25 protein-coding genes are annotated in these 25,710 nt (G+C 67.7%); 12 read left to right on the top strand and 13 right to left on the bottom strand.

What is annotated here, in order from left to right; all coding sequences use genetic code 11:
• Window positions 1–16: 16 nt before the first annotated feature.
• Window positions 17–1,360 (bottom strand): MFS transporter, encoded by a 1,344-nt coding sequence (locus AC3A6G_RS06710; protein WP_487859429.1) that lies wholly within the window; start codon window positions 1,358–1,360, stop codon window positions 17–19.
• Window positions 1,361–1,538: 178 nt separating this feature from the next.
• On the opposite strand from AC3A6G_RS06710, the gene cyoA reads away from it, so the two are divergent.
• From cyoA to AC3A6G_RS06675, 7 genes are read left to right on the top strand one after another with little or no spacing between them, the layout of a single operon-like run.
• Window positions 1,539–2,579: a ubiquinol oxidase subunit II gene (gene cyoA, locus AC3A6G_RS06705; RefSeq protein ID WP_487873382.1), complete on the top strand. Its 1,041-nt coding sequence runs from the start codon at window positions 1,539–1,541 to the stop codon at window positions 2,577–2,579.
• Between the two features lie 2 nt (window positions 2,580–2,581).
• Window positions 2,582–4,588 (top strand): cytochrome o ubiquinol oxidase subunit I, encoded by a 2,007-nt coding sequence (gene cyoB / locus AC3A6G_RS06700; protein ID WP_487873381.1) that lies wholly within the window; start codon window positions 2,582–2,584, stop codon window positions 4,586–4,588.
• Window positions 4,581–5,228: a cytochrome o ubiquinol oxidase subunit III gene (gene cyoC, locus AC3A6G_RS06695; protein WP_487873380.1), complete on the top strand. Its 648-nt coding sequence runs from the start codon at window positions 4,581–4,583 to the stop codon at window positions 5,226–5,228. The genes cyoB and cyoC overlap by 8 nt, the downstream gene beginning before the upstream one ends.
• Window positions 5,225–5,605, top strand: a complete 381-nt coding sequence (gene cyoD / locus AC3A6G_RS06690) for a cytochrome o ubiquinol oxidase subunit IV (RefSeq protein WP_487873379.1) — start codon at window positions 5,225–5,227, stop codon at window positions 5,603–5,605. Before cyoC ends, cyoD begins: the two co-directional genes overlap by 4 nt.
• A gap of 10 nt (window positions 5,606–5,615) precedes the next feature.
• A complete protein-coding gene (locus AC3A6G_RS06685; protein ID WP_487859424.1) occupies window positions 5,616–6,482 on the top strand; it encodes an SURF1 family protein in 867 nt (288 codons plus the stop codon).
• Window positions 6,466–7,857 carry an ATP-binding protein gene (locus tag AC3A6G_RS06680; protein WP_487873378.1) on the top strand — a complete coding sequence of 464 codons (1,392 nt, stop codon included), beginning with the start codon at window positions 6,466–6,468 and terminating at the stop codon, window positions 7,855–7,857. The genes AC3A6G_RS06685 and AC3A6G_RS06680 overlap by 17 nt, the downstream gene beginning before the upstream one ends.
• On the top strand, window positions 7,854–8,420 hold the full coding sequence (locus AC3A6G_RS06675) for a response regulator transcription factor (RefSeq protein WP_487859422.1): 567 nt from the start codon (window positions 7,854–7,856) through the stop codon (window positions 8,418–8,420). Before AC3A6G_RS06680 ends, AC3A6G_RS06675 begins: the two co-directional genes overlap by 4 nt.
• Window positions 8,421–8,435: 15 nt before the next feature.
• Here the strand turns inward: AC3A6G_RS06675 and AC3A6G_RS06670 are convergent, their stop codons facing one another.
• From AC3A6G_RS06670 to AC3A6G_RS06655, 4 genes are read right to left on the bottom strand one after another with little or no spacing between them, the layout of a single operon-like run.
• A complete protein-coding gene (locus AC3A6G_RS06670; RefSeq protein ID WP_487859421.1) occupies window positions 8,436–9,227 on the bottom strand; it encodes an SDR family oxidoreductase in 792 nt (263 codons plus the stop codon).
• Between the two features lie 32 nt (window positions 9,228–9,259).
• Window positions 9,260–10,171 (bottom strand): DMT family transporter, encoded by a 912-nt coding sequence (locus tag AC3A6G_RS06665; RefSeq protein WP_487873377.1) that lies wholly within the window; start codon window positions 10,169–10,171, stop codon window positions 9,260–9,262.
• Between the two features lie 23 nt (window positions 10,172–10,194).
• Complete coding sequence (locus AC3A6G_RS06660; RefSeq protein WP_487873376.1) at window positions 10,195–11,808, bottom strand: gamma-glutamyltransferase family protein; 1,614 nt, start codon at window positions 11,806–11,808, stop codon at window positions 10,195–10,197.
• Between the two features lie 42 nt (window positions 11,809–11,850).
• A complete protein-coding gene (locus AC3A6G_RS06655; RefSeq protein ID WP_487859418.1) occupies window positions 11,851–12,831 on the bottom strand; it encodes a tripartite tricarboxylate transporter substrate binding protein in 981 nt (326 codons plus the stop codon).
• A 96-nt stretch (window positions 12,832–12,927) separates the two neighbouring features.
• Between AC3A6G_RS06655 and AC3A6G_RS06650 the strand changes: the two genes are divergently transcribed.
• A complete protein-coding gene (locus AC3A6G_RS06650) occupies window positions 12,928–13,854 on the top strand; it encodes a LysR family transcriptional regulator (RefSeq protein WP_487859417.1) in 927 nt (308 codons plus the stop codon).
• 127 nt (window positions 13,855–13,981) lie between these two features.
• Here the strand turns inward: AC3A6G_RS06650 and AC3A6G_RS06645 are convergent, their stop codons facing one another.
• From AC3A6G_RS06645 to AC3A6G_RS06615, 7 genes are all read right to left on the bottom strand, one after another.
• Window positions 13,982–15,493 carry a tripartite tricarboxylate transporter permease gene (locus AC3A6G_RS06645; RefSeq protein ID WP_487859416.1) on the bottom strand — a complete coding sequence of 504 codons (1,512 nt, stop codon included), beginning with the start codon at window positions 15,491–15,493 and terminating at the stop codon, window positions 13,982–13,984.
• 16 nt (window positions 15,494–15,509) lie between these two features.
• Window positions 15,510–15,998 carry a tripartite tricarboxylate transporter TctB family protein gene (locus tag AC3A6G_RS06640; RefSeq protein ID WP_487859415.1) on the bottom strand — a complete coding sequence of 163 codons (489 nt, stop codon included), beginning with the start codon at window positions 15,996–15,998 and terminating at the stop codon, window positions 15,510–15,512.
• 220 nt (window positions 15,999–16,218) lie between these two features.
• The gene (gene tfpB, locus AC3A6G_RS06635) at window positions 16,219–18,009 is read right to left on the bottom strand and encodes a type IV pilus assembly ATPase TfpB (protein WP_487859414.1); all 1,791 of its coding nucleotides are present in this window, start codon (window positions 18,007–18,009) and stop codon (window positions 16,219–16,221) included.
• Window positions 18,006–18,797 (bottom strand): class I SAM-dependent methyltransferase, encoded by a 792-nt coding sequence (locus AC3A6G_RS06630; protein ID WP_487859413.1) that lies wholly within the window; start codon window positions 18,795–18,797, stop codon window positions 18,006–18,008. The genes tfpB and AC3A6G_RS06630 overlap by 4 nt, the downstream gene beginning before the upstream one ends.
• Window positions 18,797–19,336, bottom strand: a complete 540-nt coding sequence (locus AC3A6G_RS06625) for a DNA-deoxyinosine glycosylase (protein ID WP_487873375.1) — start codon at window positions 19,334–19,336, stop codon at window positions 18,797–18,799. The genes AC3A6G_RS06630 and AC3A6G_RS06625 overlap by 1 nt, the downstream gene beginning before the upstream one ends.
• A 75-nt stretch (window positions 19,337–19,411) precedes the next feature.
• Window positions 19,412–19,942: a hypothetical protein gene (locus AC3A6G_RS06620; RefSeq protein ID WP_487873374.1), complete on the bottom strand. Its 531-nt coding sequence runs from the start codon at window positions 19,940–19,942 to the stop codon at window positions 19,412–19,414.
• Window positions 19,943–20,073: 131 nt separating this feature from the next.
• Window positions 20,074–20,934, bottom strand: coding sequence for a TatD family hydrolase (locus AC3A6G_RS06615; RefSeq protein WP_487873373.1), 861 nt, complete (start codon window positions 20,932–20,934; stop codon window positions 20,074–20,076).
• Window positions 20,935–21,023: 89 nt separating this feature from the next.
• On the opposite strand from AC3A6G_RS06615, the gene AC3A6G_RS06610 reads away from it, so the two are divergent.
• The 4 genes from AC3A6G_RS06610 (at window position 21,024) to AC3A6G_RS06595 (ending at window position 25,084) form a co-directional block, all read left to right on the top strand.
• Entirely contained in the window at window positions 21,024–22,004 is a 981-nt protein-coding gene (locus AC3A6G_RS06610; RefSeq protein ID WP_487873372.1) for a S1C family serine protease, read from the top strand.
• 62 nt (window positions 22,005–22,066) lie between these two features.
• A complete protein-coding gene (locus tag AC3A6G_RS06605; protein WP_487859408.1) occupies window positions 22,067–23,080 on the top strand; it encodes an AAA family ATPase in 1,014 nt (337 codons plus the stop codon).
• Window positions 23,061–24,050, top strand: a complete 990-nt coding sequence (locus AC3A6G_RS06600) for a DUF58 domain-containing protein (RefSeq protein ID WP_487873371.1) — start codon at window positions 23,061–23,063, stop codon at window positions 24,048–24,050. Before AC3A6G_RS06605 ends, AC3A6G_RS06600 begins: the two co-directional genes overlap by 20 nt.
• Complete coding sequence (locus AC3A6G_RS06595; protein ID WP_487873370.1) at window positions 24,047–25,084, top strand: VWA domain-containing protein; 1,038 nt, start codon at window positions 24,047–24,049, stop codon at window positions 25,082–25,084. Before AC3A6G_RS06600 ends, AC3A6G_RS06595 begins: the two co-directional genes overlap by 4 nt.
• Here AC3A6G_RS06595 and AC3A6G_RS06590 read toward each other — a convergent pair.
• A complete protein-coding gene (locus tag AC3A6G_RS06590; RefSeq protein WP_487859405.1) occupies window positions 25,068–25,709 on the bottom strand; it encodes a TetR/AcrR family transcriptional regulator in 642 nt (213 codons plus the stop codon). The two genes, AC3A6G_RS06595 and AC3A6G_RS06590, sit on opposite strands and share 17 nt — an antisense overlap.
• Window position 25,710: the final 1 nt, after the last annotated feature.

Raw genomic sequence — 25,710 nt, 5'->3', positions numbered from 1 at the left:
CCCTGCCGGCCCGCCGTCAGTCGCGCGCCAGCGCCCGGTCGAGCCCCAGCGCGGCCAGCGTGCCGACCGCGCCCGACAGCAGGTAGACGCTGACGTAGGCGAGCCCGAAGTTGGCCGACAGGCCCAGCGCCACGAGCGGCGCGAAGGCCGCACCGATGAGCCATGCGAGGTCGGCCGTGAGCGCTGCGCCGGTGTAGCGGTACCTCGGCGCGAAGTTCGAGTTCACGGCGCCGGCCGCCTGGCCGTACGACAGGCCCAGCAGCACGAAGCCCAGCAGGATGAAGATGTCCTGCCCGATCCGGCCGCCGTCGAGCAGGGTGGGCGCGAAGCCGCTGAACACCGCGATCAGCGCGGCCAGTCCGCCGAGCGTGAAGCGCCGGCCCACACGGTCGGCGATCAGGCCCGATGCCACGATGCCGGCGGCGCCGAGCACCGCGCCGATCATCTGCACCACGAGGAATTCGGTGATCGACTGGTCGGAATACAGCGTGATCCACGACAGCGGGAACACCGTGATCAGGTGGAACAGCGCGTAGCTCGCGAGCGCCGCGAAGGCGCCGATCAGCAGGTTGGTACCCTGCGACGAGCGCAGCAGTTCCATCACCCCAGTGGGCTCGAGCTCGCGCTCCTCGAGCTGGCGCGAATACTCGTCGGCGGCCACCAGCCGCAGCCGCGCAAACAGCGCCACGACGTTGATCGCGAAGGCCACGTAGAAGGTGTAGCGCCAGCCCCAGTCGAGGAAGTCCTTGTGCGAGAGGTTGCCGTACAGAAAAGCGAACAGTGCGCTGGCCACGAAGAAGCCGAGCGGCGCGCCGAGCTGGCCCAGCATCGCGTACCAGCCGCGGCGGTTCTTCGGTGCATTGAGCGCGAGCAGCGACGGCAGCCCGTCCCAGGAACCGCCGAGCGCGAGGCCCTGGGCAAAGCGGAAGATCGAGAGCAGCACGATCGCGGTGAAGCCGATGCTCGCGTAACCCGGCAGGAAGGCGATGCCGGCCGTGGAGGTGCCGAGCATGAACAGCGCGATGGTCAGCTTGGCCTCGCGCCCGAAGCGCCGCTGGATCGCCATCGAGATGATGGTGCCGAACGGCCGTGCGATGAACGCGAAAGAAAAGACCACGAAGGCGTAGAGAGTTCCCTCGAGGCGCGCCTCGAACGGGAAGAACACCGCCGGGAACACCAGCACGGAGGCGATGCCGTAGACGAAGAAGTCGAAGTACTCCGACGCCCGGCCGATGACCACGCCCACGGCGATCTCGCCAGGCGCGATATGTGAATGCCCATCACCCTGCGGGGCATCGTTTACAGACGTGTTCGGCGCGGGCTGCGCCCCGTGCGGACGGATGCTGGACGTCGTCGTCATTGCGTTCTTTATTCAGGTGTGTCACGGACAGTGACAGGGATAGACCATGGAACCAAGGCGCCAAGCGTCTCACCGAACGGACATTCCCGCCATAGGACAAAACGTCCAATGGCCGGCCGCCGCCTTTGGTCGTAGATTGTGGGTTCCTTGCGCAGCCCACGCACTACCTTCTTTCGGCATGCCTACCTCCAAATCCCTTCGCCGATGGCTCCTGTTGCTCCCGCTGGCCCTGCTCGCGGGCTGCAACACGGTGCTGCTGAACCCGTCCGGCGACATCGCCAACCAGCAGGGCCGACTCATCGTCGTGTCCACCGTGCTGATGCTGATCATCATCGTCCCGGTGATCGCGCTGACGCTCTACTTCGCCTGGCGCTATCGCCAGTCGAGCAAGGAGGCCGAGGCCGAGTACGCGCCCGACTGGGACCACTCGACGCAGCTCGAGCTCGCGATCTGGGCCGCGCCGCTCCTGATCATCATCGCGCTCGGCGCGATCACCTGGATCAGCACCCACACGCTCGACCCCTACCGCCCGCTCGACCGCATTGAGGCCGGGCGCCCGGTGCCCGCCGACGTCAAGCCGCTCGAGGTGCAGGTGGTGGCGCTCGACTGGAAGTGGCTCTTCATCTATCCCGAGCAGGGCATCGCCACGGTCAACGAGATGGCGGCCCCGGTCGACCGGCCGATCAGCTTCAAGCTCACCGCCTCCACCGTGATGAATTCGTTCTTCATCCCGGCGCTGGCGGGCCAGATCTACGCCATGCCGGGCATGGAGACCAAGCTGCATGCGGTCATCAACAAGCCCGGCGAGTTCGAGGGCTTCTCTGCCAACTACAGCGGCGCGGGCTTCTCGGGCATGCGCTTCAAGTTCCACGGACTCAGCGACGAAGGCTTCGACCAGTGGGTGCAGAAGGTCAAGGCCGGCAAGGACGGCGAACTCACCCGCGAGAAATACCAGCAGACGCTCGAGCGCCCGACCGAGCGCGAGCCGGTGCGCCATTACGGCAGCGTCGCGCCCGACCTGTATGGCGCCATCCTCAACCTGTGCGTCGACCGCAACAAGATGTGCATGCACGAAATGATGGCCATCGATGCGAGCGGCGGCCTCGGCAAGCCCGGCGCGTTCAACGTCGCCACCAAAGCGGCCTGGCAGGCCGATGACCTCCTCACCGCGGCGCCCACACGCAAGTACGTCACCGCGATGTGCACCACCGAAGAATGACGATGTTCGAGAACCTTGACCTGACGAAGCTGATCTTCGGCCGCCTCAGCTGGGAGGCGATTCCCCTGCACGAGCCCATCCTGCTCGCGACCTTCGCGGCCGTGGTGCTGGGCGGGCTCGCCATCGTGGCGGCGCTCACCTACTTCAAGCTCTGGGGCACCCTGTGGCGCGACTGGTTCACCAGCATCGACCACAAGAAGATCGGCATCATGTACATCGTGCTGGGCCTGGTGATGCTGCTGCGCGGCTTTGCCGACGCCCTGATGATGCGGGCGCAGCAGGCCGTGGCCTTCGGCGACAACATGGGCTATTTGCCGCCGCACCACTACGACCAGATCTTCACCGCGCACGGCGTGATCATGATCTTCTTCGTGGCGATGCCGCTGGTGACGGGCCTAATGAACTTCGTGGTGCCGCTGCAGATCGGCGCGCGCGACGTGGCGTTCCCGTTCCTCAACAACTTCAGCTTCTGGATGACCACCTTCGGCGCCGGCCTCGTGATGGCGTCGCTGTTCGTCGGCGAGTTCGCCAAGACCGGCTGGCTCGCCTACCCGCCGCTGTCGGGCATCCTCTACAGCCCCGACGTGGGGGTCGACTACTACATCTGGTCATTGCAGATCGCCGGCGTCGGCACATTGCTCTCGGGGGTGAACCTGCTGGTCACCATCGTGAAGATGCGCGCGCCCGGCATGACGATGATGAAGATGCCGGTCTTCACCTGGACGGCGCTCTGCACCAACGTGCTCATCGTGGCCGCCTTCCCGGTGCTGACCGCCGTGCTGGCCCTGCTCTCGCTCGACCGCTATGTCGGCACCAACTTCTTCACGAACGACCTCGGCGGCAACGCCATGATGTACGTGAACCTGATCTGGATCTGGGGCCACCCCGAGGTGTACATCCTGATCCTGCCGGCCTTCGGCATCTTCTCGGAAGTGGTCTCCACCTTTTCGGGCAAGCGCCTGTTCGGCTATGCCTCGATGGTGTACGCCACGGTGGTGATCACCATCCTGTCGTACCTCGTCTGGCTGCACCATTTCTTCACCATGGGCTCGGGCGCCAGCGTGAACTCGTTCTTCGGCATCACGACGATGATCATCTCGATTCCGACGGGCGCGAAGATCTTCAACTGGCTGTTCACCATGTACCGCGGCCGCATCCGCTACGAGCTGCCGATGATGTGGACCATCGGCTTCATGGTCACCTTCGTGGTGGGCGGTATGACGGGCGTGCTGCTCGCGGTGCCGCCGGCCGACTTCGTGCTGCACAACAGCCTGTTCCTGATTGCCCACTTCCACAACGTGATCATCGGCGGCGTGCTGTTCGGCATGCTGGCCGGCATCACCTACTGGTTCCCGAAGGCCTTCGGCTACAAGCTCGATGCGTTCTGGGGCAAGTGCTCGTTCTGGTTCTGGCTGGTGGGCTTCTGGGTCGCGTTCATGCCGCTGTACGTGCTCGGCCTGATGGGCGTCACGCGCCGCATGAGCCACTTCGAGGACACCTCGCTGCAGATCTGGTTCCAGGTCGCCGCCTTCGGCGCGGTGCTGATCGCGCTGGGCATCGCCTGCTTCCTGATCCAACTGGTGGTGAGCTTCATCCGCCGCGAGTCGCTGCGCGACACCACCGGCGACCCGTGGAACGGCCGCACGCTCGAGTGGTCGACCTCGTCGCCCCCGCCGGCCTACAACTTCGCGTTCACGCCGCGCATCCATGACAACGATGCCTGGACCGACATGAAGGGCCGCGGCTATGCGCGCCCGCTCGAAGGCTATACGCCGATCCACATGCCGAAGAACACCAGCGCCGGCTTCATCGTCGCGGCCCTGTCCGCGGCCTGCGGTTTCGGGCTGATCTGGCAGATGTGGCTCTTTGCCGGCGTGGCGTTCGTCGCCCTGGTGGCCGCCGTGATCGTCCATACCTTCAACTACAAGCGCGACTACTACATCCCCGCGGAAGACGTCGTCCGCACCGAGACCGAACGCACGCGCCTGCTGGCCACCGCCCATGTCTGACACCACCGCACTCCACGCCCACAGCGACCAGACGGGCAAGCCGCCCGTGTTCGAGCTGTTCCACGTCGGCAACGACCACCATCCGGAGAACGCAACCCTGCTCGGGTTCTGGATCTACCTGATGAGCGACTGCCTGATCTTCGCCTGCCTGTTCGCGGTGTACGGCGTGCTGGGCCGCAGCTATGCGGCCGGGCCTTCGGGCGCCGACCTGTTCGACCTTCAGCTGGTGGCGGTCAATACCGCGCTGCTGCTGCTGTCGTCGATCACCTACGGGTTCGCCGTGCTCGAGATGCAGAAAAAGCGCATGCGCGGCACGCTCGCCTGGCTCGCTGTGACCGGCCTGCTCGGCGCGGGCTTCATCGGCCTGGAGCTCTACGAATTCGCGCACCTGATCCACGAAGGCGCGGGCCCGCAGCGCAGCGCCTTCCTGTCGGCCTTCTTCGCGCTGGTCGGTACCCATGGGCTGCACGTGAGCTTCGGCCTCATCTGGCTCGTGGTGCTGCTGTTCCAGCTGCCGAAGCACGGCTTCAGCGCCGCCAACCGCCGCCGCGTGATCTGCCTGTCGATGTTCTGGCACTTCCTGGACGTCATCTGGATCGGCGTCTTCACCTTTGTGTACCTGATGGGATCGATGGCATGACGACAGCCTCCGCACACGACGACCACCACGACGACGACGGCCCGGCGAGCCACAGCACCTTCAAGGGCTACATGACCGGCTTCGTGCTGGCCGTGATCCTGACCGCGATCCCGTTCTGGCTCGTCATGGGCAACGTACTCGGCAAGCCCAGCACCACCTCGTTCGTGATCCTCGGCCTGGCCGCGGTGCAGATCGTGGTCCACATGGTCTACTTCCTGCACATGGACGCCAAGTCCGAGAGCGGCTGGAACATGCTGGCGCTGATCTTCACGATCGTGCTCGTCGTGATCACGCTGGCCGGATCGCTCTGGGTCATGTACCACATGAACGCCAACATGATGCCGATGTCGGTGCACGACATGAAGAACATGCCCTGACGCCGATGCCGTGACCGCCACGCCGCCAGACCGCCCCACCCCCGCCGCCATGCCGGCCGGCCGCCAGCGCCCTGCGGCCACGCGGATCGTCGCCATGGTGTTCGCGGCGCTGGCATTCGCGGGCTTCGTGGCGCTCGGCAACTGGCAAGTCGAGCGCCGCGCCTGGAAGCTCGATCTCATCGCACGCGTCGAGGCGCGCGTGCATGCCCCGGCCGCGCCGCCGCCTGCGCGCAGCCAGTGGCCGCAAGTGAATACGGCCAACGACGAATACCGGCATGTGCGCATCGCCGGCACCTTCCTCCACGACAAGGAGACGCTGGTGCAGGCCAGCACCCGGCTCGGCGCCGGCTTCTGGGTGCTGACGCCGCTCGCGACCGCCGACGGCGTGGTGCTGGTGAACCGCGGCTTCGTACCGCCCGAGGCCCGCACGCGCGCCGCCCGCGCCGCGAGCGAGCCGCGCGGCGAAACCCGCGTGACCGGCCTGCTGCGCATCACCGAGCCCGGCGGCGGCTTCCTGCGCCGCAACGATCCCGCCGCCGACCGCTGGTTCTCGCGCGACGTGCAGGCCATCGCCGCGGCGCGCGGTCTCTCCGACGTGGCGCCCTATTTCGTCGATGCCGCGGCGGCAGAGGCCCCGCCCGGCGCTGCGGCCGGCTGGCCCGCCGGCGGCCTGACGGTCGTCGCCTTTCCGAACAGCCATCTGGTCTACGCGATCACCTGGTACGGCCTGGCGCTGATGGTGGCGGGCGCGGCGTGGTTCGTCTGGCGCGACGACCGGCGGCGCGGCCGGGGCCTGCCGGCCGCGAACGGTGAAAATGCGGCCCATGCCGCCGACCCCAGCGCCCGCCCCGGAGCCCCCGATGCCCCCCGCGACTGAAGCGACGACCAGCGCGGTGGCCGGCGAGCTGCACCCGCTGCGCGCGGGCGTCGCGAGCCTGGACAACGCCACCGGCCACCAGAACATGCAGCAGCTGATCCAGCTGCGCTGGTTCGCGGTGGTGGGACAGGTCGTCACGATCCTCGTAGTGCACTACGGCTTCGGCATCCGGCTGCCGCTCGACCAGATGCTGCTGGTGCTGACCTGCCTGGCGCTCTTCAACGGCCTGAGCCTGCTGCGATCGCGCCAGATCCGCCGCGTGACCAACGGCGAGCTGTTCCTCGCGCTGCTGGTCGACGTCGCCACGCTCACCGCGCAGCTCTACCTGAGCGGCGGCGCCACCAACCCCTTCGTCTTCCTGTACCTGCTGCAGGTCATCCTGGGCGCGGTGCTGCTCAAGGCCTGGTCCACCTGGACGATCGTCGTGGTCACCGGTGCCTGCTTCGCGGGCCTGGCGCTGTTCTCGCGCCCGCTCGCGCTGCCGCTCGACCACGACCGCGGCCTCTGGAGCCCGTATGTCCAGGGCATGCTCGTGTGCTTTGCGCTCAATGCGGCGCTGCTGGTGGTGTTCATCACGCGCATCAGCCGCAACCTGCGCGCCCGCGACCAGCGGCTGGCCGACCTGCGCCAGCGCGCCGCCGAAGAAGAGCACATCGTGCGCATGGGGCTCCTGGCCTCGGGCGCCGCGCACGAGCTGGGCACGCCGCTTGCCACGCTCGCGGTGATCCTCGGAGACTGGCGGCGACTGCCGCATTTCAGCTCAGACCCCGAACTCCTGACCGAGGTGGCCGAGATGGAACTCCAGATCCAGCGCTGCAAGAGCATCGTGAGCGGCATCCTGCTGTCGGCTGGCGAGACGCGCGGCGAATCGTCCGAAGAAACCACGGTGAGCACCTTCCTCGACGAGCTGGTCGATGAATGGCGCACCACGCGCCCGGTGGAAGCCTTCGAGTACGACAACCGCTTCGGCCAGGACCTGCCCATGGTCTCCGATTCGGCCCTCAAGCAGATGGTCTGCAACGTGCTCGACAATGCCCTCGAAGCCTCGCCGCACTGGCTGCGCCTCGAAGTGGCGCACGATGCCGATGCGCTGATCCTCACGGTCACCGACACGGGGCCGGGTTTCCTGCCGGCGATCCTGAAGGAGTTCGGCAAGCCCTACCAGTCGAGCAAGAACCGGCCCGGCGGCGGGCTCGGGCTGTTCCTGGTCGCGAACGTCGCGCGCACACTGGGCGGCCGCGTCGCGGCGCGCAACCGGGCCGAAGGCGGCGCGGTCGTGACCATCACGCTGCCGCTCGCGGCCGTGGTGCTCGACGAAGAGGACGACGCCACGCTCGAACACGCCATCGCCGCCAGCGGCGCTAAGACCCCATGACCGACGAAGACACCGCCGCCGACGCCGGCCGCCGCCTGCTGATCGTCGAGGACGACGCGGCCTTCGCCCGAACACTGGGCCGTTCGTTCGAGCGCCGCGGCTATTCGGTGGCGCTGGCCAGCAGTCTCGAAGACGTCGAACAGCTGCTGCTGCAGGGCGATGCATCGGGCTACGGCTATGCGGTGGTCGACCTCAAGCTCAACGGCGAAGCCTCGGGCCTGGCGTGCGTGGAGCGGCTGCATCGGCACGCTCCCGAGATGCTCATCGTCGTGCTCACGGGCTTCGCGAGCATCGCCACCGCCGTCGAGGCGATCAAGCTCGGCGCCTGCCACTACCTCGCCAAACCCTCGAACACCGACGACATCGAGGCCGCGTTCGGTCGCGCCGCCGGCACCACGGAGGTCGAGCTGACGAACCGCTCGACCTCGATCAAGACGCTCGAGTGGGAACGCATCCACGAGACGCTCGCCGAGACCGGCTTCAACATCTCCGAGACCGCGCGGCGGCTCGGCATGCACCGGCGCACGCTCGCGCGCAAGCTCGGCAAGCAGCAGGTCAAGTAGCGCGACGCCGTCGCGTCAGTAGGTTCCGGGGTACGCGCCGCCGTCCGCGAGCACGTTCTGTCCGGTGACGTAGCCTGCCTGCATGCTGCAGAGGAACGCGCAGATCGCGCCGAACTCGGCGGGTGTGCCGAAGCGCTTCGCCGGAATGTTCTTCTTGCGGGCTTCCCAGACGGTGTCGAAGTCCTGGCCGGTCTTTTGCGCCGTGCCGGCCATGGTGCCCTTGAGGCGATCGGTGTCGAACGAGCCCGGCAGCAGGTTGTTGATCGTCACGCCCTTGGCCGCGATGGCGGTGCGCGCCACGCCCGCCACAAAGCCGGTCAGGCCGCTGCGTGCGCCGTTCGACAGGCCGAGGATGTCGATCGGCGACTTCACCGAGCTCGAGGTGATGTTGACGATGCGCCCGAACCCGCGGCTGGCCATGCCGTCCACCGTGGCCTTGATGAGTTCGATCGGCGTGAGCATGTTGGCATCGACCGCCTTGATCCAGGCCTCGCGGTCCCAGTTGCGGAAGTCGCCGGGCGGCGGTCCGCCGGCGTTGGTCACCACGATGTCGAAGTCGTGGCCGAGCGCGAACACCGCGGCGCGGCCGGCCTCGGTGGTGATGTCGGCCGCCACCTGCTTGACGAACGCGCCACCCGCGCCCTTGGCCGCATCGAGCTTCTTCGCGGCCGCTTCCAGCGCCTCGGCGCCGCGCGCCACGATCACCACGTTGACGCCTTCGCGCACCAGCGCCTCGGCGCAGCCGTAGCCCAATCCCTTGCTCGCGCCGCACACCAGTGCGGTCTTGCCTGCAATACCCAGATCCATGTCGTTGCTCCTGAACTGCAGGGACGCCGAACCTAGCGCCCCTTGCGTGTGAAAACGAAGATGCCCGCGATCACGAGCACCGTGCCGGCCGCGATCCACGCGGTGAACGGCTCGTCGAGTATGACCACGCCCATGAGGATGGTGGACAAGGGCCCGATCATGCCCGTTTGCGCGGCCATGGCGGGGCCGATGCGCTCGATGGCCATCATCACCATCAGCACCGGCACCGCGGTGCACAGCGTGGCATTGAGCACCGACAGCCAGATGACCTCGGGCGCCAGTTGCATCGCCACGCTGACTGGCCGCATGAGCACGAACTGCACGATGCACAACACGCACGCCACGGTGGTGGCCAGGCCCACGAGCCGCAGCGATCCGAGCCGCTTGACGAATTCGCCGCTGTAGACGAGGTAGCCCGCATAGCTCACCGCGCTCAGGAACACCAGGAACGCGCCCCATGCCGCCGCGCCGCCGCCCTTGCCGTCGCCGCCGCTCCAGAGTTCGTGGCCGAACACCAGCAGCACGCCCGCATAGCTCACGACCATGCCGAGCACCTGCGGCCGCGTCGCGCGCCGGCGGTACAAGAGCCAGCCGAACAGCAGCACGAGCGTCGGGTTGAGGTACAGGATCAACCGCTCGAAGCTGGCGGAGATGTAGGCAAGCCCCGCGAAGTCGAGAAAACTCGCGAGGTAGTAGCCCGAGAAGCCAAGCCCGATCACGCCGAGCCAATCTCGCAGCGTGAGCGCAGGCTTGCCGCGTCCGGCCCACCACGCCATCACCGCGAAGAGCGGCAGCGCGAACAGCATGCGCAGCATGATCAGCGTGACCGCGTCGACGCCGTAGCGGTACGCGAGCTTGACGATGATGGCCTTGCCGCTGAACGCGATCGCGCCGAGCGACGCGAGGATGAGGCCGGGAAGGAGGTTCTTCTTTTCGATGGTCAAGTGGTCACGCGGATGGAACGGCCTCAGTATCCGGCAGCCACGCCGTCGCGGCGCGCGTCACTCGCGGCCACGTAACCTTCCACGGACGGGTCACCCGCACGCCAGATGAACTGGCCGGCGCCGAAGTCCTGGTAGGAGTCGTTGATCACGTCGAGCTGGTGCCCGAGGCCGCGCAGGCCCTGCACGGTGTCCGCATTCATTGCCGCCTCGACGTTGATCTCGAGCCCGGCGTTGAAGCGCCAGCGCGGCGCGTCGCAGGCCACCTGGGGGCTCTGGCGGTAGTCGAGCATGCGCACCAGCGTCTGCATGTGGCCTTGGGGCTGCATGTTGCCGCCCATCACGCCGAAGCTCATCACGGGCTGGCCGTCCTTCGTGAGGAAGGCCGGGATGATGGTGTGGAACGGCCGCTTGCCGGGCGCCACCACGTTGGGGCTCTCGGCATTCAGGCTGAAGCCGTGGCCGCGGTTCTGCAGGCTGATGCCGAATTCGGGCTCGACGCAGCCGGAGCCGAAGCCCATGAAGTTGCTCTGGATGAAGCTCACCATCATGCCGCGCTCATCGGCGGCCGTGAGATAGATGGTGCCGCCCTTCACGGGGTTGCCGGCCTTGAAATCCTGTGCCTTCTTCACGTCGATGAGTCTCGCACGCGAGGCGAGGTACGCGTCATCGAGCATTTGCTCGGGGGTCACCGTCATCGACGATGGCTCGGAGACATAGCGGTACACGTCGGCGAAGGCCAGCTTCATGGCCTCGATCTGCAGATGCTGCGAGGCCACCGAATCGACGGGTAGCGAGGCGATATCGAACTTCTCGAGGATGCCGAGCGCGATCAGCGCCGCGATGCCCTGCCCGTTCGGCGGGATCTCGTGCAGCGTGTGGCCGCGATAGTCGCGCGAGATCGGCTTGACCCATTCGGGCTGGTAGGCCGCAAGGTCGGCCACGGTGAGCGCGCCGCCCTGCGCCTTCGAGAACTTGGCGAGCGCCTCGGCGATCTCGCCGTTGTAGTAGGCCTCGCCCTTGGTGCGTGCAATGGCCTTGAGCGCGCGTGCCGCGGCCGCGAAGCGGAACAGCTCGCCCACCTCGGGCGCACGGCCGCGCGGCATGAAGGCCTGCGCGAAACCCGCCTGGCCTTCCAGCACCGGCGTGGCGGCCGCCCACTTCTGCTGCACCACCGGCGGCACGAGGTAGCCCCGCTCGGCAATGTCGATGGCTGGCGCCAGCAGGTCGGCGAACGGCAGCTTGCCGAAGCGCTCGGAGAGCGCCACCCAGCCGCGCACCGCGCCGGGCACGCTGACCGAGTCGATGCCGCGCATCGGCGGCGTGGTGGCGTCGGCGCCGTACTTGGCCTTGAAGTACTCGGGCGTCCAGGCCTTGGGCGCGGGCCCCGATGCATTGAGGCCGTGCAGTTCCTTGCCGTCCCAGAGGATGCAGAAGGCATCGCTGCCGAGGCCGTTGCTCACCGGCTCGACCAGCGTCATGACCGCCGCGGTGGCGATGGCGGCATCGACCGCATTGCCGCCCTGCTGCAGCGTGCGCAGGCCGGCCTGCGACGCGAGCGGATGCGAGGTCGACACCACGTTGCGCGCGAAGACGGGGATGCGGGTGGTGAGGTAGGGGTTCGCGTAATCGAATTGCATGATGTGCCTTCTGGGGGGACGAACGGTTGGGGAGCGAGGCTGTCAGTCGTTGGAAATCTTGCGATCGACGACGATCTTCTTCCACTTGGCCGCATCGCCCGCGACCAGCTTCGAGAACTGCTCGGGCGTGCCGGGCGCGGCGGGCGAAATGCCCAGGCGCGAGAGCTTCTCTTTCAGTTCGGGATCGGCGAGGGCCTCGTTGGCCGCCTTGTTGATGCGCGCCACCAGGTCGGCCGGCAGCCCCTTCGGCCCGTACAAGCCGAACCAGGTGTTCGACTCGAAGCCCGGCAGCGTGTCCGCGATGGGGGGCAGCTCGGGGGCGAGCGGGCTTCGCTGGAGCGAAGTCACGCCGAGCGCGCGGAGCCGTCCGTCGCGCACGTGCGGCATGCCCGTGGGCAGCGAATCGAAGAGCACGTCGACACTGCCGGTGATCAGGTCGGGAATGGCGAGCGCCGTGCCCTTGTAGGGGATGTGCGTCACGAACACGCCGGCCTGCGACTTGAAGAGTTCCGCGGTCAGCTGGACGATCGTGCCGTTGCCGCTCGATGCATAGTTGAGCTGGCCGGGGTTCTTCTTGGCATGGTCGATCCACTCGCGCACGTTCTTCGCGGGCGAGTCGACCGGCACCAGCATGATGCTCGGCGCGTCGCCCACGTGCGCAATGGGCGTGAAGTCGCGCACCGTGTCGTAGGGCAGCTTGCGGGTGATGGCGGGGCCGATCGCGTGCGTGCTGGTGGTGGCCAGCAGCAGCGTGTAGCCGTCGGCCGGCGCCTTCGCGGCCAGGTCGGAGCCGATGGCGCCGCCGGCGCCGGGCTTGTTGTCGACGACCAGCGTGGTGCCGAGCTTTTCGCCCAGCTTCTGGCCGAGCGTGCGCGCGAAGAGGTCGGTGGCACCGGCCGCGGGGAACGGCACGATCAGCCGCACCGGCTTGGCCGGGTAAGCCTGTGCCAGGGCCGCCGTCGGAGCGGCCATGCAGAACGCAGCAGTTGCAGCAAGGGCTTGGAGGAACTGGATTCTTTTCATGGGCGGATTCTGGCGCGTTGAGGAAAACCTCCCATGCTATGCAGCCGCCACGCATCAAGCCAGATAATCCTGGTTATTCGACTATGAGCTGAACTAATGACACGATCCGCCACCGAAGCCGTTTCGCTGCAGCAGTTGCGGGCGCTCGCGGCCGTGGCCGAATCGGGCAGCTTCACGCGCGCGGCCGAGCGCCTGCAGCTCACGCAGCCCGCGATCAGCCACCTGGTGAAGCGCATCGAGGAAGAACTCGGGCAGCCGCTGGTGGTGCGCGGGCGGCGGCTGCAGCTCACGGGCGCAGGTCAGCTCATGGCCGAGACCGCGGTGCGCGCGCTGCGGCTGGTCGACGAATCGGTCGAGGCCTGCCGTTCGCAATCGCAACTGCGCGAAGGCCGCGTGGTGCTGGCGGTCGGCCACCTGACCGCGGGCGCGTTGCTGCCGCCGCTGCTCGAGCGCTTCTCGCGCGCGCACCCGACGCTGGCGGCCACGCTGCTCGACAGCACGGCAGAGCAAATGATCTCGCGCATCCTCTCGCAGGAGGCCGACCTCGGCTTCGGCTCCGACATTGGGCAGAAGCACTCGGAGCTCGCAACCGAGCCCCTGTTCACCGAGCGCATGGCGCTCTTCGTGCGCGACGACCATCCGCTCGCGCAGCGCGTGGTGGTCGATGCGCGGCACCTGGAGTCGCTGCCGTTCATCCACGTGAACCCCGACGCCAACGTATGGCGCGCCGTGAGCAGCCAGCTCTCGAGCATGGCCAACGTGTACCCGCGCGTGGTGCACCACGTCTCGATGCTCTCGACCGCCTTCGGCCTGGTGCAGGCCGGTGCAGGCGTCGCCCTGCTGCCGCGCTATGTCGAGGTGCTGATGCCCGGCAACCTGCGCGCCGTCGCCGTCACACGGCCGGTGCTCGAATACCCGGTCGTTGCGATCCGGCTCGCCAAGCATCCGCTCACGCCTGCGGCGATGGCCTTCCTGGCGATGGCAAGGCAGCACATGAAGCCCCCGAGGGCGAACAAGCCCTGAAATGGCAACGGCGCCCGAAGGCGCCGTTGCATGTTCGCGAACACCGCGGAACCGGCTTTGCCGGGCCGCAGGTGTTGCCCCCTCGAGGGGGAGGCGGCGACACGAAGTGCGCCGCTTCGGGGGTGGGTCAATCCTCGACGAAAGCTTCTTCGCGTTTCGCCTTCACGGCCGGCAGCAGCACGATCACCAGCAGCAGCAGCGCAGCCAGCAGCAGGCCGAGCGAGATCGGGCGCGTGACGAACACGCTCCAGTCGCCGCGCGACAGCAGCAGCGAGCGGCGCAGGTTCTCTTCCATCATCGGCCCCAGGATGAAGCCCAGCAGCAGCGGCGCAGGTTCGCAACCCAGCTTGAAGAAGGTGTAGCCCACGAAGCCGAAGATGCCGACCATCCAGATGTCCCAGGTGTTGTTGTTCGTGGAGTACACGCCGATGGCGCAGAACAGCACGATCGCCGGGAACAGGAACTTGTACGGCACCGTGAGCAGCTTGATCCACAGGCCGATCAGCGGCAGGTTCAGGATCACGAGCATCGCGTTGCCGATCCACATCGAGGCGATCAGGCCCCAGAACAGCTCGGGGTTGCTGGTCATCACCTGCGGGCCCGGCTGGATGTTGTGGATCGTCATCGCGCCCACCATCAGCGCCATCACGGCGTTGGGCGGAATGCCCAGCGTCAAGAGCGGGATGAAGGAGGTCTGCGCACCGGCGTTGTTGGCTGCCTCGGGGGCTGCCACGCCGCGGATGTTGCCCTTGCCGAAAGGCACTTCGCCCGGCTTCAGCTTGGTCTTCTTCTCGATCGTGTAGGCCGCAAAGGCCGACAGCAGCGCGCCGCCACCCGGCAGGATGCCGAGCGAGGAACCGAGCGCCGTGCCACGCAGGATTGCGGGAACCATGCGCTTGAAGTCTTCCTTGGTCGGGAACAGGCCCGAGACCTTGGCGGTGAACACCTCGCGGTCCTCGTCGGGGCGCGAGAGGTTGGCGATGATTTCGCCATAGCCGAATACGCCCATGGCGATCGCCACGAAGCCGATGCCGTCGGTGAGTTCGGGGATGTCGAAGCTGAAGCGCGCGACGCCCGAGTTGACGTCGGTGCCGACGAGGCCGAGCAGCAGGCCCAGCACGATCATGCCGATGGCCTTGAGCAGCGAACCCGAAGCCAGCACCACAGCACCGATCAGGCCCAGCACCATCAGCGAGAAGTACTCGGCCGGGCCGAACTTGAAGGCCAGCTCGGTCAGCGGCGGCGCGAAGGCCGCGAGGATCAGCGTGCCCACGCAGCCTGCGAAGAACGAGCCCAGGCCGGCGGCGGCGAGCGCCGGACCGGCGCGGCCCTTGCGCGCCATCTGGTAGCCGTCAATCACGGTCACCACCGAGGACGATTCGCCCGGCAGGTTCACGAGAATCGCGGTGGTCGAGCCGCCGTACTGTGCACCGTAGTAGATGCCGGCCAGCATGATGAGCGCCGACACGGGCGGCAGCGCATAGGTGGCGGGCAGCAGCATCGCGATGGTCGCGACGGGCCCGATGCCCGGCAGCACGCCGATCAGCGTGCCGAGAATACAGCCGCCGAGGCAGTACAGCAGGTTGGTGAAGGTAAAGGCAACGCCAAAACCCATCGAGAGGTGGTCAAACAATTCCATGAGCGCAGCTTTCGTCTCAACCGGTGATGAAGGTCGGCCAGACCTGGATCTGGAGCTTCAGCGCCCAGATGAAGGCCACGTAACTGCCGACGGCCAGCACGGTGGCCAGGATCAGCACGGTGGGCAGCTTGTACTCGTGGCCCGCGAGGCTCGCGATGAGCACGAGCGCGTAGATCGCGATGATCATGCCCATGGCCGGAACGCCGAAGGTCGGCAGGCCGCCGAGCAGCACGCCGAAGGCGAGGTTGGCGCCCAGGATGAACACCACCTGCTTCCAGGCCCACTTGCCGATCGGCTCGCCGTCGGTGGTTTCGACGGTCATGCCGCTGAACATGATCCCCAGGCCGATGACGGCCATCAGGATGCCCAGCATCAGCGGGAAGTAGCCGGGTCCCATGCGGGCGCCGGTGCCTACGCTGTAGGTGGTGGCGCCCCATGCGAACGCCAGACCCACGACCGTAAACATCACACCCGAGAAAAAGTCTTTCTGACTCTTGATTTTCACGAACAGTCTCCTCGAACAGATTTCGATGCGGGATTGTCGAGTCCGCCGGAGACCGGCTCGATGTGGATTCCACTAACGAAAGTGCTAGGGATAACCCGAGATCACCAATGCGGGCTCCCTCGCGGGAAACACCGCGGAACCGGCTTTTCCGGGCCGCTGGTGTTGCCCCCGCGAGGGGGGAGTCGAGCTACACGAAGTGAGCGAGGGACGGGGGTGGGCCCTACTCCAGCGGTGGCGTCGCGCTCAGCACTTCCTCGATGGTGGTGACGCCTTCGGCCACGCGCAGCGCGCCCGCGAGGCGCAGCGGGCGCATGCCGTCGACGACGGCCTGGCGGCGCAGGCCCGAGAGGTTGGGCTCCTTGGTGACCAGGCCCTTGAACTCTTCGCTGACGCTCAGCAGTTCGTACAGCCCCATGCGCCCCATGTAGCCGGTCATGCGGCAGTCGACGCAGCCCACGGGCTTGTAGGCGCGCACCGAGCCGGTGATCTGCCACGGCTTCACGATGGCTTCGAGCTTCTCGCGCGTGATGCCTTCGTCGGGCTGCTTGCAATGGGGACACAACGTGCGCACGAGCCGCTGGGCCAGCACGCCGAGCATCACGGCATTGATGAGGTACGAGGGCACGCCGAGCTCCATCAGCCGCGTGATCGCGCTCGGCGCATCGTTGGTGTGCAGCGTGCTGAAGACGAGGTGCCCGGTGAGCGCGGCCTGCACCGCCATCTCGGCCGTGGCAAGGTCGCGGATCTCGCCCACCATGATGATGTCCGGGTCCTGCCGCATCAGCGCGCGCAGGCCCTCGGTAAAGCCGAAGTCGAGCTGGGGTTGCACCTGCGTCTGGTTGAACGCGGGCTCGATCATCTCGATCGGGTCCTCGACCGTGCTCACGTTCACCTCTTCGGTCGCCACCCGCTTGAGCGTCGAGTAGAGCGTGGTGGTCTTGCCCGAGCCGGTCGGCCCCGTCACGAGGACGATGCCGTTGGGCCGCGTGACGAGCTGCTCCCAGCGGTGCGCGTCATGCTGCGAGAAGCCGAGCGCGTCGAGGTCCTTGACCGCCGTGTCGGGGTCGAAGATCCGCATCACCATCTTCTCGCCGAAGGCGGTCGGCAGGGTCGACAGCCGCATCTCGACCTCGTCGCCGCGCATGTTGCGCGTCTTGATGCGGCCGTCGAGCGGCCGGCGCTTCTCGACCACGTCCATGCGGCCCAGCAGCTTGATGCGCGCCACCATCGCGTTCATCACGCCCATCGGCATCTGGTAGGCCGGATGCAGGATGCCGTCGATGCGGAAGCGGATCACGCCCTGCTCGCGGCGCGGCTCCAGGTGGATGTCGCTGGCGCGCTGGTCGAACGCGTACTGCCAGAGCCAGTCGACCACCTGCACCACGCTCTGGTCGTTGGCGTCGAGCTGCCGGGTGCTCTTGCCAAGCTCCACCAACTGCTCGAAGCTCGCACCGCCCGTGTTGCCGCCGGCCTTCTGCGCGGCGCGCACCGACTTGGCGAGCGCGAAGAACTCGGCCGTGTAGCGCTGGATGTCGGCCGGGTTGGCCACCACGCGGCGCACCGAACGGCGTGCCTGGCGCTCGACCTCGGCGATCCAGTCGGTCAGGAAAGGCTCGGCCGTGGCCACGACCACCTCGTTGGGCAGCACCTGCACCGGCAGCACCTTGTGGCGCTCGGCGTAGGCGGCGCTCATGGTGTCGGCGACCTTGCCCACGTCGACCTTGAGCGGATCGATGCGCAGGTAGGCCAGGCCCGCACGGCCCGCGAGCCACTGCGTGAGCATTTCCAGGTCGAGCGGCTTGCCGTCGCTCTCGCGCGTCATGGCCACGTTGGCGAGCCGCACCAGCGGCGCTTGCCGGCTTTCGGCCTGTGCGCAGCGCGCGATGGTGCGCTTGGCCTCCACGGCCGAGATCACGCCATCGGCAGCCAGCCACTCGATCAGGCGGCGCAGGTCGAGCGGGCCTTCGTGGCGCACGGAAACGGCAGCGGGAACGGCAGGGACAGCACTCATGAACCGGAAGAACGCGTGAGGGTGGGATGGAGCGGCTTGAACACCCGCAGCCACTTCGGCGCAGGCAGGTCCCAGCGAGTCTGGATCGTTTGTGCGCGCTCGGCAAGCGCCTCGCGCTTCGGCCGGGCGGGCGCGCGCTGTGCCAGCACCACCGTGTTGCCTTCGCGCGTCGGCTTGAAGGCCCACACCGCGTCCGCGCCGAAGGCAGCCGCGATCTTCTCGAGGCTGCGCTCGTAGCTCGACGACCGGCCGAACAGGTTCACCGTCATGCAGCCGGTGTCGGTGAGTAGCGCGCGGCAGTCGGCATAAAAGTCTTCGCTGTCGAGCACTGGCGCCGCCGCCTCGTGGTCGTACAGGTCGACCTGCAGCGCATCGACCGTGCCCTGCCACTCGGCCTTGCGGATCTCGGCCGCGGCATCGGCCACCACCACGCGCAGCTTCGCATCGTCGGCCGGCAGCTTGAACCAGCCGCGGCAGGCCGACACCACCTGCGGGTTCAGCTCGATGGCCGTGGTGCGCATGCGCAGCGTCTTGCGGCTGAACTTGGTGAGCGTGGCCGCACCCAGGCCGAGCTGCATGGCGTGCAGGTTCGCCACCTCTTTCGGCTCGGCGAACAGCAGCCAGGCCATCATGCGTTGCACGTACTCGAGCTCGATCTCGAACGGCGCGTCGATCTTCATCGATCCCTGGACCCATTCGGTGCCCAGGTGCAGGTAGCGGATGTCGCCCCAGTCCGAGAAATTGACTTCGGGAAGCACGGGGGTTTTGCTTTTCTTGCTGGTGGCCATCAAAGAAGGTGGTGGGCGGCGAAGACCTCGCGCCAGGCAGCGAGCTTGCGCTCGAAGCGCCAGGACGCGTTGGCGGGACTGGTGGAAGGCAACTGGTAGACCGGCACGCCCAGGGTGCGCGTGTGGCGTGCATGCTTGAAGCTCTCGCCGCCGTTGTGGGCGATGGCGGCGAGCTTCGGCAGGTGCAGCGCCGCAATGTCGTTCACCACGGGCGCGCGGATCGCGGTGTCGAGGCTGCCCTCGCGCTCGCAGGCGCCATAGACGTCCCACACGCCCAGCCCGCGTTCGAGCAGCCAGGCCTTCTTCTGCGGGTAGCTGTCCACGCCCATCGGGAGCGGGTGGTCGGGCCAGATGGCTTGCAAGATCTTCCAGAACTGGTTTTGGGGATGCGCATAGTACTGCTGGAGCTCGAGCGAGCGCACGCCGGGGAAGCTGCCGAGGATCAGCACGACGGTGGCCGGCGAGACCACCGGGGCCAGGCCGGTGAGCACCGGGCCGGGTTTGCCGCTGGCGCGGCCGGTTCGGGTGGATTGCGTCATGGGCGTGATCTTGGCATTGCCCGGGCCAACGAAAAAACCCGCCGAAGCGGGTCTTGTCACGCGGCGGGCCGGCGCTTATTTCTTGGCCGCGTCGTGCTCGGCGGTGCCGGGCACCTTCTCCCCGATCGCATGGCCGGCGCTGCGCATGCCGTCGGCCGTCTTGTGGCCAGCATTCTCGACGGCATCGCCGGTCTTCGCAGCGACGTTCTTCGTTGCGCTGGTGGCCTTCTTGGTCGTGTTCTTGGTGGCGTCCCACGCCTTTTCGGTGCCGCTTTCGGTGGCGTTCACGGCCTTCTTGGTGGTTCGCTTGGTCGCGTCCCAGGCCTTCTCGGCGCCGTTCTCGGTGGCGTTGGCCGCCTTCTTGGAGGTGCGCTTGGTGGCGTCCCACGCCTTCTCGGCACCGTTCTCGGTGGCATTCACCGCCTTCTTGGTGGTGCGCTTGGTGGCGTCCACCGCATCGCTGCCGGCCTCCTTCGCCCTTTCGGTCACGGTGGGCTCGGCGGTGGTCGTGGCCGGGGCGGTGGTCTGCGCCACGGCCGAGATGCCGATCGAGGCGAGCGCCAGTGCGAGCACGGCGGGCAGGGTGCGAATCGAAGATGTGGTCATGTGAAGACTCCTTTTTTGAATCAGGTGTTGGAGTGGCGGAGTTGCCACTCATCGGCAACGCCACTTCGAACCCGGAGGATGACAGCAAAAAAATGCCTTTCACCGGCGTGGCCCCAAGTCGGGGCACCGGCCTACGGGCTGGGCGGCCCGCCTTCCGACAGTGCGAGTAGGCCATGGAGCCGCGGCATGGCGTCGAGCGCATTTCGCGTCGTGGCTTCGGCCAGTTCGTCGACCCCGATGCCGCGCAGCTGCGCCACCACTTCGGCGATGCGCGGCAGCTCGCCGGGCTCGTTGCGGCCCTGCGCCTCGCCGGCCGCGCGCTGCGCCTGCGTGCGGTAGATCCAGTGCGGCTGGATGTCGGGCGCGTCGGTTTCCATCACCATCGATTCGAGCGGCAACGATGCCGCCAGGCGCCGCAGCTGCAACGCGCGCTCGAAGGTTACGGCGCCGCCGAAACCCAGCTTGAGCCCGAGTTCGATGCAGGCCCGGGCCTGCTGCTCGCTGCCGTTGAAGGCGTGGGCAATGCCGCGCCACGGCCGCCCGCCCGCCGTCTGCCGCAGGTGCTTGAGCACCTTGTCGACCGAGCGGCGCACATGGATGAGCACCGGCAGATCGTGTTTGCGCGCAAGTTGCAACTGAGTGTGAAAGAAGTGCTGCTGCTTGTCGCTGTCGAGCCCCTCGACGAAATAGTCGAGGCCGATCTCGCCGACGGCAACGAGCCGCGGATCGTCATGGCGTGCCGACAGCTCGGCGTCGAGGGTCTCGAGGTCGGCCTCCTCGGCATTGCCGGTGCACAGCGGATGAATGCCGAGCGCATAAGCGTCGCCCTGCACCCGCGCGAGCTCACGCACGGTGGCGAAGTTGAAGACGCCCACGGCCGGAATGACGCACAGCGCGACGCCGCGCTCGGCCGCGCGCGCCCGGACGACGGGCATTTCCGCACCGAATTCGGGCGCGTCGAGATGGCAGTGGGTATCGATCAAGACAGCCATCGCCCGATGATGCCCGAAGGGATGCAAGGCCGCGGAAAGCGTGCTACTGTGAACCCCTCTCCCGTCGTTCCTTTGCCGGAGGTGCTTCGATGCGCAGGCCCGCCTTCTACAGCCGTTCGCCCCGCACGCTGCCTGGTGCGGCCGACGAGGCCGCCTCGCCTTTGCCAGAAGCCGCCGGCGGCACCCCTTCCCCGGCCGTCCCTCCGGGCAAGGCCGGTTGGCAGCCCGGCCGACGCAGCTTCGCACTGGTCGTGCTGCTGAGCGCCGCGCTTGTTGCCGGCACCGCCTGGTGGCCGCGCCAGGGCGCCAGGGCGCTCACGCAGAAAGACATCGATTCGGCCGTGCTGCGCACGCTGCAGACCCAGCCCCTTCCGTCTCCCGCCGCCAAAGCCGCCGAGATCGTGCGGCCTTCGGTGGTGCGCGTGGTCGGCTACGGCCCCGAAAAAGCTACGCCCGAAGCCAAGACGCAGAAGCGCGGCCGCAATCTCGCCAAGGGCAAGCCGCCCGAGGCCGACCCGCCTCCGGGCGAGGTCGAGCGCGGTGTGGGCACCGGCGTGGTGATCGTCGACAAGGGCGTGATCCTCACCAACCTGCATGTGGTCGCAGGCTCCGAGACGATCAAGGTCACCTTCGCCGATGGCTTCGAAGCCACGGCCACCATCACCGGCGTGCAGCCCGAGAACGACCTCGCTGTGCTGCAGGCGCAGAAGATTCCCGACGACCTGATTCCCGCCGTGATGCGCTCGACCGCCGACCTGCAGCCCGGCGATCAGGTGGCCGCGGTGGGCTTTCCGTTCGGCATCGGCCCCTCGGTATCGGCCGGCGTGGTCTCGGGCCTGAAGCGCTCGTTCCGCTCGCCCGAGGGCAAGCAGGAACTCGGCAACCTGATCCAGTTCGATGCCGCCGCCAACCCCGGCAACTCGGGCGGCCCGCTCGTCAACATGGAAGGCGAGGTGCTCGGCATCGTCACCGCCATCCTCAACCCGACACAGCAGCGCACCTTCATCGGCATCGGTTTTGCCGTGCCGATCGAGAACGCCGCTTCGGCCGCGGGCTCGCCGCCGTTCTAGCCGGCCCGAAGCCCATCCGCCCCTTCGAACTTTCGACCGTCCATCCAGCAAGAGGCCACCGCATGAGCACCGAGACCCCTTATTCCACGTCCACCGGCACGGCCGAGCTGATGGAGCAGATCCTCTACGAGGTCAAGCGCGTGGTGGTGGGCCAGGACCGCTTTCTCGAGCGCGTGATGGTCGCGATGCTTGCGGGCGGGCACCTGCTGGTCGAGGGCGTTCCGGGCCTCGCGAAGACACTCACCATCAAGACGCTGTCCGACACGGTGCGCGGCCAGTTCAAGCGCATCCAGTTCACGCCCGACCTCGTGCCGGCCGACCTCGTCGGCACCCGCATCTACAACCAGAAGACCGGCGAGTTCAGCACCTCGCTCGGCCCGGTGTTCGCCAACCTGCTGCTGGCCGACGAGATCAACCGCGCGCCCGCCAAGGTGCAGAGCGCGCTGCTCGAGGTGATGCAGGAGCGCCAGGTCACGATCGCGGGCGAGACGCACCGCGTGCCGCGCCCGTTCCTGGTCATGGCCACGCAGAATCCGATCGAGACCGAAGGCACCTATCCGCTGCCCGAAGCGCAGGTCGACCGCTTCATGATGAAGGTGCTGGTCGACTACCCCACCGACGAGGAAGAGTTCGTCATCGTCCAGCGCGTGATCGGCGCACCGCTCGAGGCCAACCCGGTCGCCACCACCGAGCAGCTCGCGGCGCTGCAGGCCGAGGCGCGGCGGGTCTACGTCGACCCTTCGCTCATCCAGTACGCGGTGAAGCTGGTCTCGGCCACGCGCACGCCCGACAAGCACGGCCTCAAGGACATGCGCCGCTTCATCACCTTCGGCGCCAGCCCGCGCGCGAGCATCAGCCTCACCGAAGGCGCCCGCGCGCTCGCGCTGCTGCGCGGCCGAAGCTATGCGCTGCCCGAGGACATGACCGCGCTGGTGCCCGACGTACTGCGCCACCGCGTGACGCTTTCCTACGAAGGATTGTCGGAAGGCCTCACACCCGACAGCCTGATCGAGAAGATCATGAAGGCCGTCCCTGCTCCCCCAAAGCCCCTCGAACATGAAAAGCTGGTGGCGTAAGGCCCCCGCGGCCGCCAACGACGAACGCCTCATCGCGCAGGCTGGCGGGGCGGAGCGGGTGCTGCGCCGGCTCGAATGGACGGTGATCCGCCGGCTCGACGGGCTGCTGCAGGGCGACTACCGCACGCTGATGCGCGGCGCCGGCCTCGACCTGGCCGACCTGCGCGAATACCAGCACCACGACGACGTGCGCCATATCGACTGGAACGTCACGGCGCGCCTGCAGACGCCCTACGTGCGCGTGTTCACCGAAGACCGCGAGATGGCGGCCTGGTTCGTGCTCGACCTGAGCCGCTCGGTCGATTTCGGTTCGGGCCTGAAGGCCAAGCGCGAGATCTCGGCCGGCTTCGTCAGCGTGCTCGCGCGCCTGCTCACGCGCCACGGCAACCGTGTCGGCGCGCTGGTCTACGGCAGCGACCTGGAGGCAGTGATCCCGCCGCGCAGCGGCCGCCGCCATGTGCTGCACTTGCTGCACGCCATGGAGCGCCGCGCCGACAAGGCCGAGGCCGCGCCAACCCAGAAAGGCATGACACGGCTGGACGAGCTGCTCAAGTCGGCCGCCATGCTGATGCCGCGCCGCTCCATGGTGTTCGTGGTGTCCGACTTCCTCAGCGAACCGGGCTGGGAGCGCCCGCTCGGCCAACTGGTGCAGCGGCACGAGGTGGTGGCGGTGCGACTGTTCGACCCGCTCGAACTCGAGCTGCCCGACCTCGGACTGGTGCCGCTGCGCGACGCCGAGACCGGCGAGCAGCTCTGGGTCGACACGCACGACGCCGGTTTCCGCAAGCGCTTCGCGCGGCTCGCCGCCGAGCGCGAGAACGCACTGCGCGCGGCGCTCGCCAAGGCGGGCGTCGACGCGCTCGAGCTTTCGACCAGCGACGACCTGGTGGAAGCCATCGTTCGTTTCGCCGACCTGCGCAAGCGCCGCACGCGCATCGGCCCGGGCAGCATGAAGGCGGTGGCAGCATGACGTTTCTCTGGCCTCAATTCCTCTGGTTGCTGGCGGCGCTGCCGCTCTTGGTGCTGCTCTACATCTGGCTGATCCGGCGCAAGAAGAAGATGGCGGTGCGCTATGCGAGCCTGTCGATCGTGCGCGAGGCCATGGGCACGGGCCAGAGCCTGCGGCGGCACATCCCGCCCGTGCTCTTCCTGCTCGCCATGGCCGCCATGCTCGTGGCGGCGGCACGGCCCATGGCCGTGGTGATGCTGCCGTCGAACCAGCAGACGATCATCCTCGCGATGGACGTGTCGGGCAGCATGCGCGCCGCCGACGTGCAACCCAACCGGCTCGTGGCGGCGCAGGAGGCCGCCAAGAGCTTCATCAAGGACCTGCCGCGCCATGTGAAGGTCGGCATCGTGGCCTTCGCGGGCAGCGCGCAGGTGGCGCAGCTGCCCACCACGAGCCACGACGACCTAATGACCGCGATCGACAGTTTCCAGCTGCAGCGCGCCACGGCCACCGGCAATGCCATCGTGGTCTCGCTCGCCACGCTGTTCCCCGACGCGGGCATCGACGTGTCGCAGTTCAGCACACCGAGCCGGCAGCGCGGCACGCCGATCGACCAGCCCGAGAAGCAGGCCAAGGAGTTCACGCCGGTGGCGCCGGGCTCGTACACCTCGGCCGCGATCATCATGCTCACCGACGGCCAGCGCACCACCGGCGTCGACCCGCTCGATGCCGCCAAGGCGGCGGCCGACCGCGGCGTTCGCATCTACACCGTGGGCGTGGGCACGGTCGACGGCGAGACCATCGGTTTCGAGGGCTGGTCGATGCGGGTGCGGCTCGACGAGGAAACGCTCAAGGCCGTGGCCAACAAGACCCAGGCCGACTACTTCTACGCCGGCACGGCCACCGACCTCAAGAAGGTCTACGAGACCCTGAGCTCGCGGCTCACGGTCGAGAAGAAGGAGACCGAGATCTCGGCGCTCTTCGCGCTCGGCGCGGCGATCCTCACGCTGCTGTCGGCCGGGCTGTCGCTGCTCTGGTTCAACCGGATTCTTTAGCTTCAGCCGCCGCCAGCGCGCGCGGCGGCGGCGCCTTCACCGCGCCGATGCCGCCGAGGAACAGGTCGGCCACGATCGGCGCGATCGATGCGTGGTCGAGCCGGCCATCGGGCTTCATCCAGGTGAACATCCAGTTGATCATGCCGAACAGCAGCATCGTGAGCGGCTTGGCAAGGTCGTCGCTCGGCGCGCCCGGGCGCAGCGCCGACACTGCCCGCGCGAAGGCGGCCACCACCTCGCGCTCCTGGTCGAGCACGCGCTCGCGGTCTTCTTGCTCGAGAAAGCGCACGTCGTCGGTCAGCACGCGGTGCGCGTTCTGCGCGCCCGCATATTCCTCGACGATGCGGTAGATGAAGCGGCGCAGCCGCTCCTCGTCGGTGTGCGTGGAGGCCTCTTCCTCGGCCACCAGCGCGGCCAGGCGCGAGACATGCGTCTCGGCGATGCTGATCAGCAGGCTGCTCTTGTCCTTGTAGTAGTGATAGAGCGTGGCCTTCGAGAGCTTGCAGGCTTCTGCCACCTGGTTCATCGAGGTCGCGGGATAGCCGCGGCGCGCGAACAGCTCGGCCGCGCGCGCGAGGATGAGTTCGCGCTGGTCGTCGTAGGTGGCGGATCTTCCACGCGGCATC

The organism is Variovorax sp. Soil_C_26 (assembly GCF_057657075.1).
Note: the sequence above shows the minus strand (reverse complement) of the source record. Positions and strands in the feature narration are given on the sequence as shown.

Coding starts and splice junctions, on each gene's coding strand:
- AC3A6G_RS06710 (WP_487859429.1), bottom strand. CDS start 1,360: ATGACGACGACGTCCAGCATCCGTCCGCACGGGGCGCAGCCCGCGCCG.
- cyoA (WP_487873382.1), top strand. CDS start 1,539: ATGCCTACCTCCAAATCCCTTCGCCGATGGCTCCTGTTGCTCCCGCTG.
- cyoB (WP_487873381.1), top strand. CDS start 2,582: ATGTTCGAGAACCTTGACCTGACGAAGCTGATCTTCGGCCGCCTCAGC.
- cyoC (WP_487873380.1), top strand. CDS start 4,581: ATGTCTGACACCACCGCACTCCACGCCCACAGCGACCAGACGGGCAAG.
- cyoD (WP_487873379.1), top strand. CDS start 5,225: ATGACGACAGCCTCCGCACACGACGACCACCACGACGACGACGGCCCG.
- AC3A6G_RS06680 (WP_487873378.1), top strand. CDS start 6,466: ATGCCCCCCGCGACTGAAGCGACGACCAGCGCGGTGGCCGGCGAGCTG.
- AC3A6G_RS06675 (WP_487859422.1), top strand. CDS start 7,854: ATGACCGACGAAGACACCGCCGCCGACGCCGGCCGCCGCCTGCTGATC.
- AC3A6G_RS06670 (WP_487859421.1), bottom strand. CDS start 9,227: ATGGATCTGGGTATTGCAGGCAAGACCGCACTGGTGTGCGGCGCGAGC.
- AC3A6G_RS06660 (WP_487873376.1), bottom strand. CDS start 11,808: ATGCAATTCGATTACGCGAACCCCTACCTCACCACCCGCATCCCCGTC.
- AC3A6G_RS06655 (WP_487859418.1), bottom strand. CDS start 12,831: ATGAAAAGAATCCAGTTCCTCCAAGCCCTTGCTGCAACTGCTGCGTTC.
- AC3A6G_RS06650 (WP_487859417.1), top strand. CDS start 12,928: ATGACACGATCCGCCACCGAAGCCGTTTCGCTGCAGCAGTTGCGGGCG.
- AC3A6G_RS06645 (WP_487859416.1), bottom strand. CDS start 15,493: ATGGAATTGTTTGACCACCTCTCGATGGGTTTTGGCGTTGCCTTTACC.
- tfpB (WP_487859414.1), bottom strand. CDS start 18,009: ATGAGTGCTGTCCCTGCCGTTCCCGCTGCCGTTTCCGTGCGCCACGAA.
- AC3A6G_RS06630 (WP_487859413.1), bottom strand. CDS start 18,797: ATGGCCACCAGCAAGAAAAGCAAAACCCCCGTGCTTCCCGAAGTCAAT.
- AC3A6G_RS06625 (WP_487873375.1), bottom strand. CDS start 19,336: ATGACGCAATCCACCCGAACCGGCCGCGCCAGCGGCAAACCCGGCCCG.
- AC3A6G_RS06620 (WP_487873374.1), bottom strand. CDS start 19,942: ATGACCACATCTTCGATTCGCACCCTGCCCGCCGTGCTCGCACTGGCG.
- AC3A6G_RS06615 (WP_487873373.1), bottom strand. CDS start 20,934: ATGGCTGTCTTGATCGATACCCACTGCCATCTCGACGCGCCCGAATTC.
- AC3A6G_RS06610 (WP_487873372.1), top strand. CDS start 21,024: ATGCGCAGGCCCGCCTTCTACAGCCGTTCGCCCCGCACGCTGCCTGGT.
- AC3A6G_RS06605 (WP_487859408.1), top strand. CDS start 22,067: ATGAGCACCGAGACCCCTTATTCCACGTCCACCGGCACGGCCGAGCTG.
- AC3A6G_RS06600 (WP_487873371.1), top strand. CDS start 23,061: ATGAAAAGCTGGTGGCGTAAGGCCCCCGCGGCCGCCAACGACGAACGC.
- AC3A6G_RS06595 (WP_487873370.1), top strand. CDS start 24,047: ATGACGTTTCTCTGGCCTCAATTCCTCTGGTTGCTGGCGGCGCTGCCG.
- AC3A6G_RS06590 (WP_487859405.1), bottom strand. CDS start 25,709: ATGCCGCGTGGAAGATCCGCCACCTACGACGACCAGCGCGAACTCATC.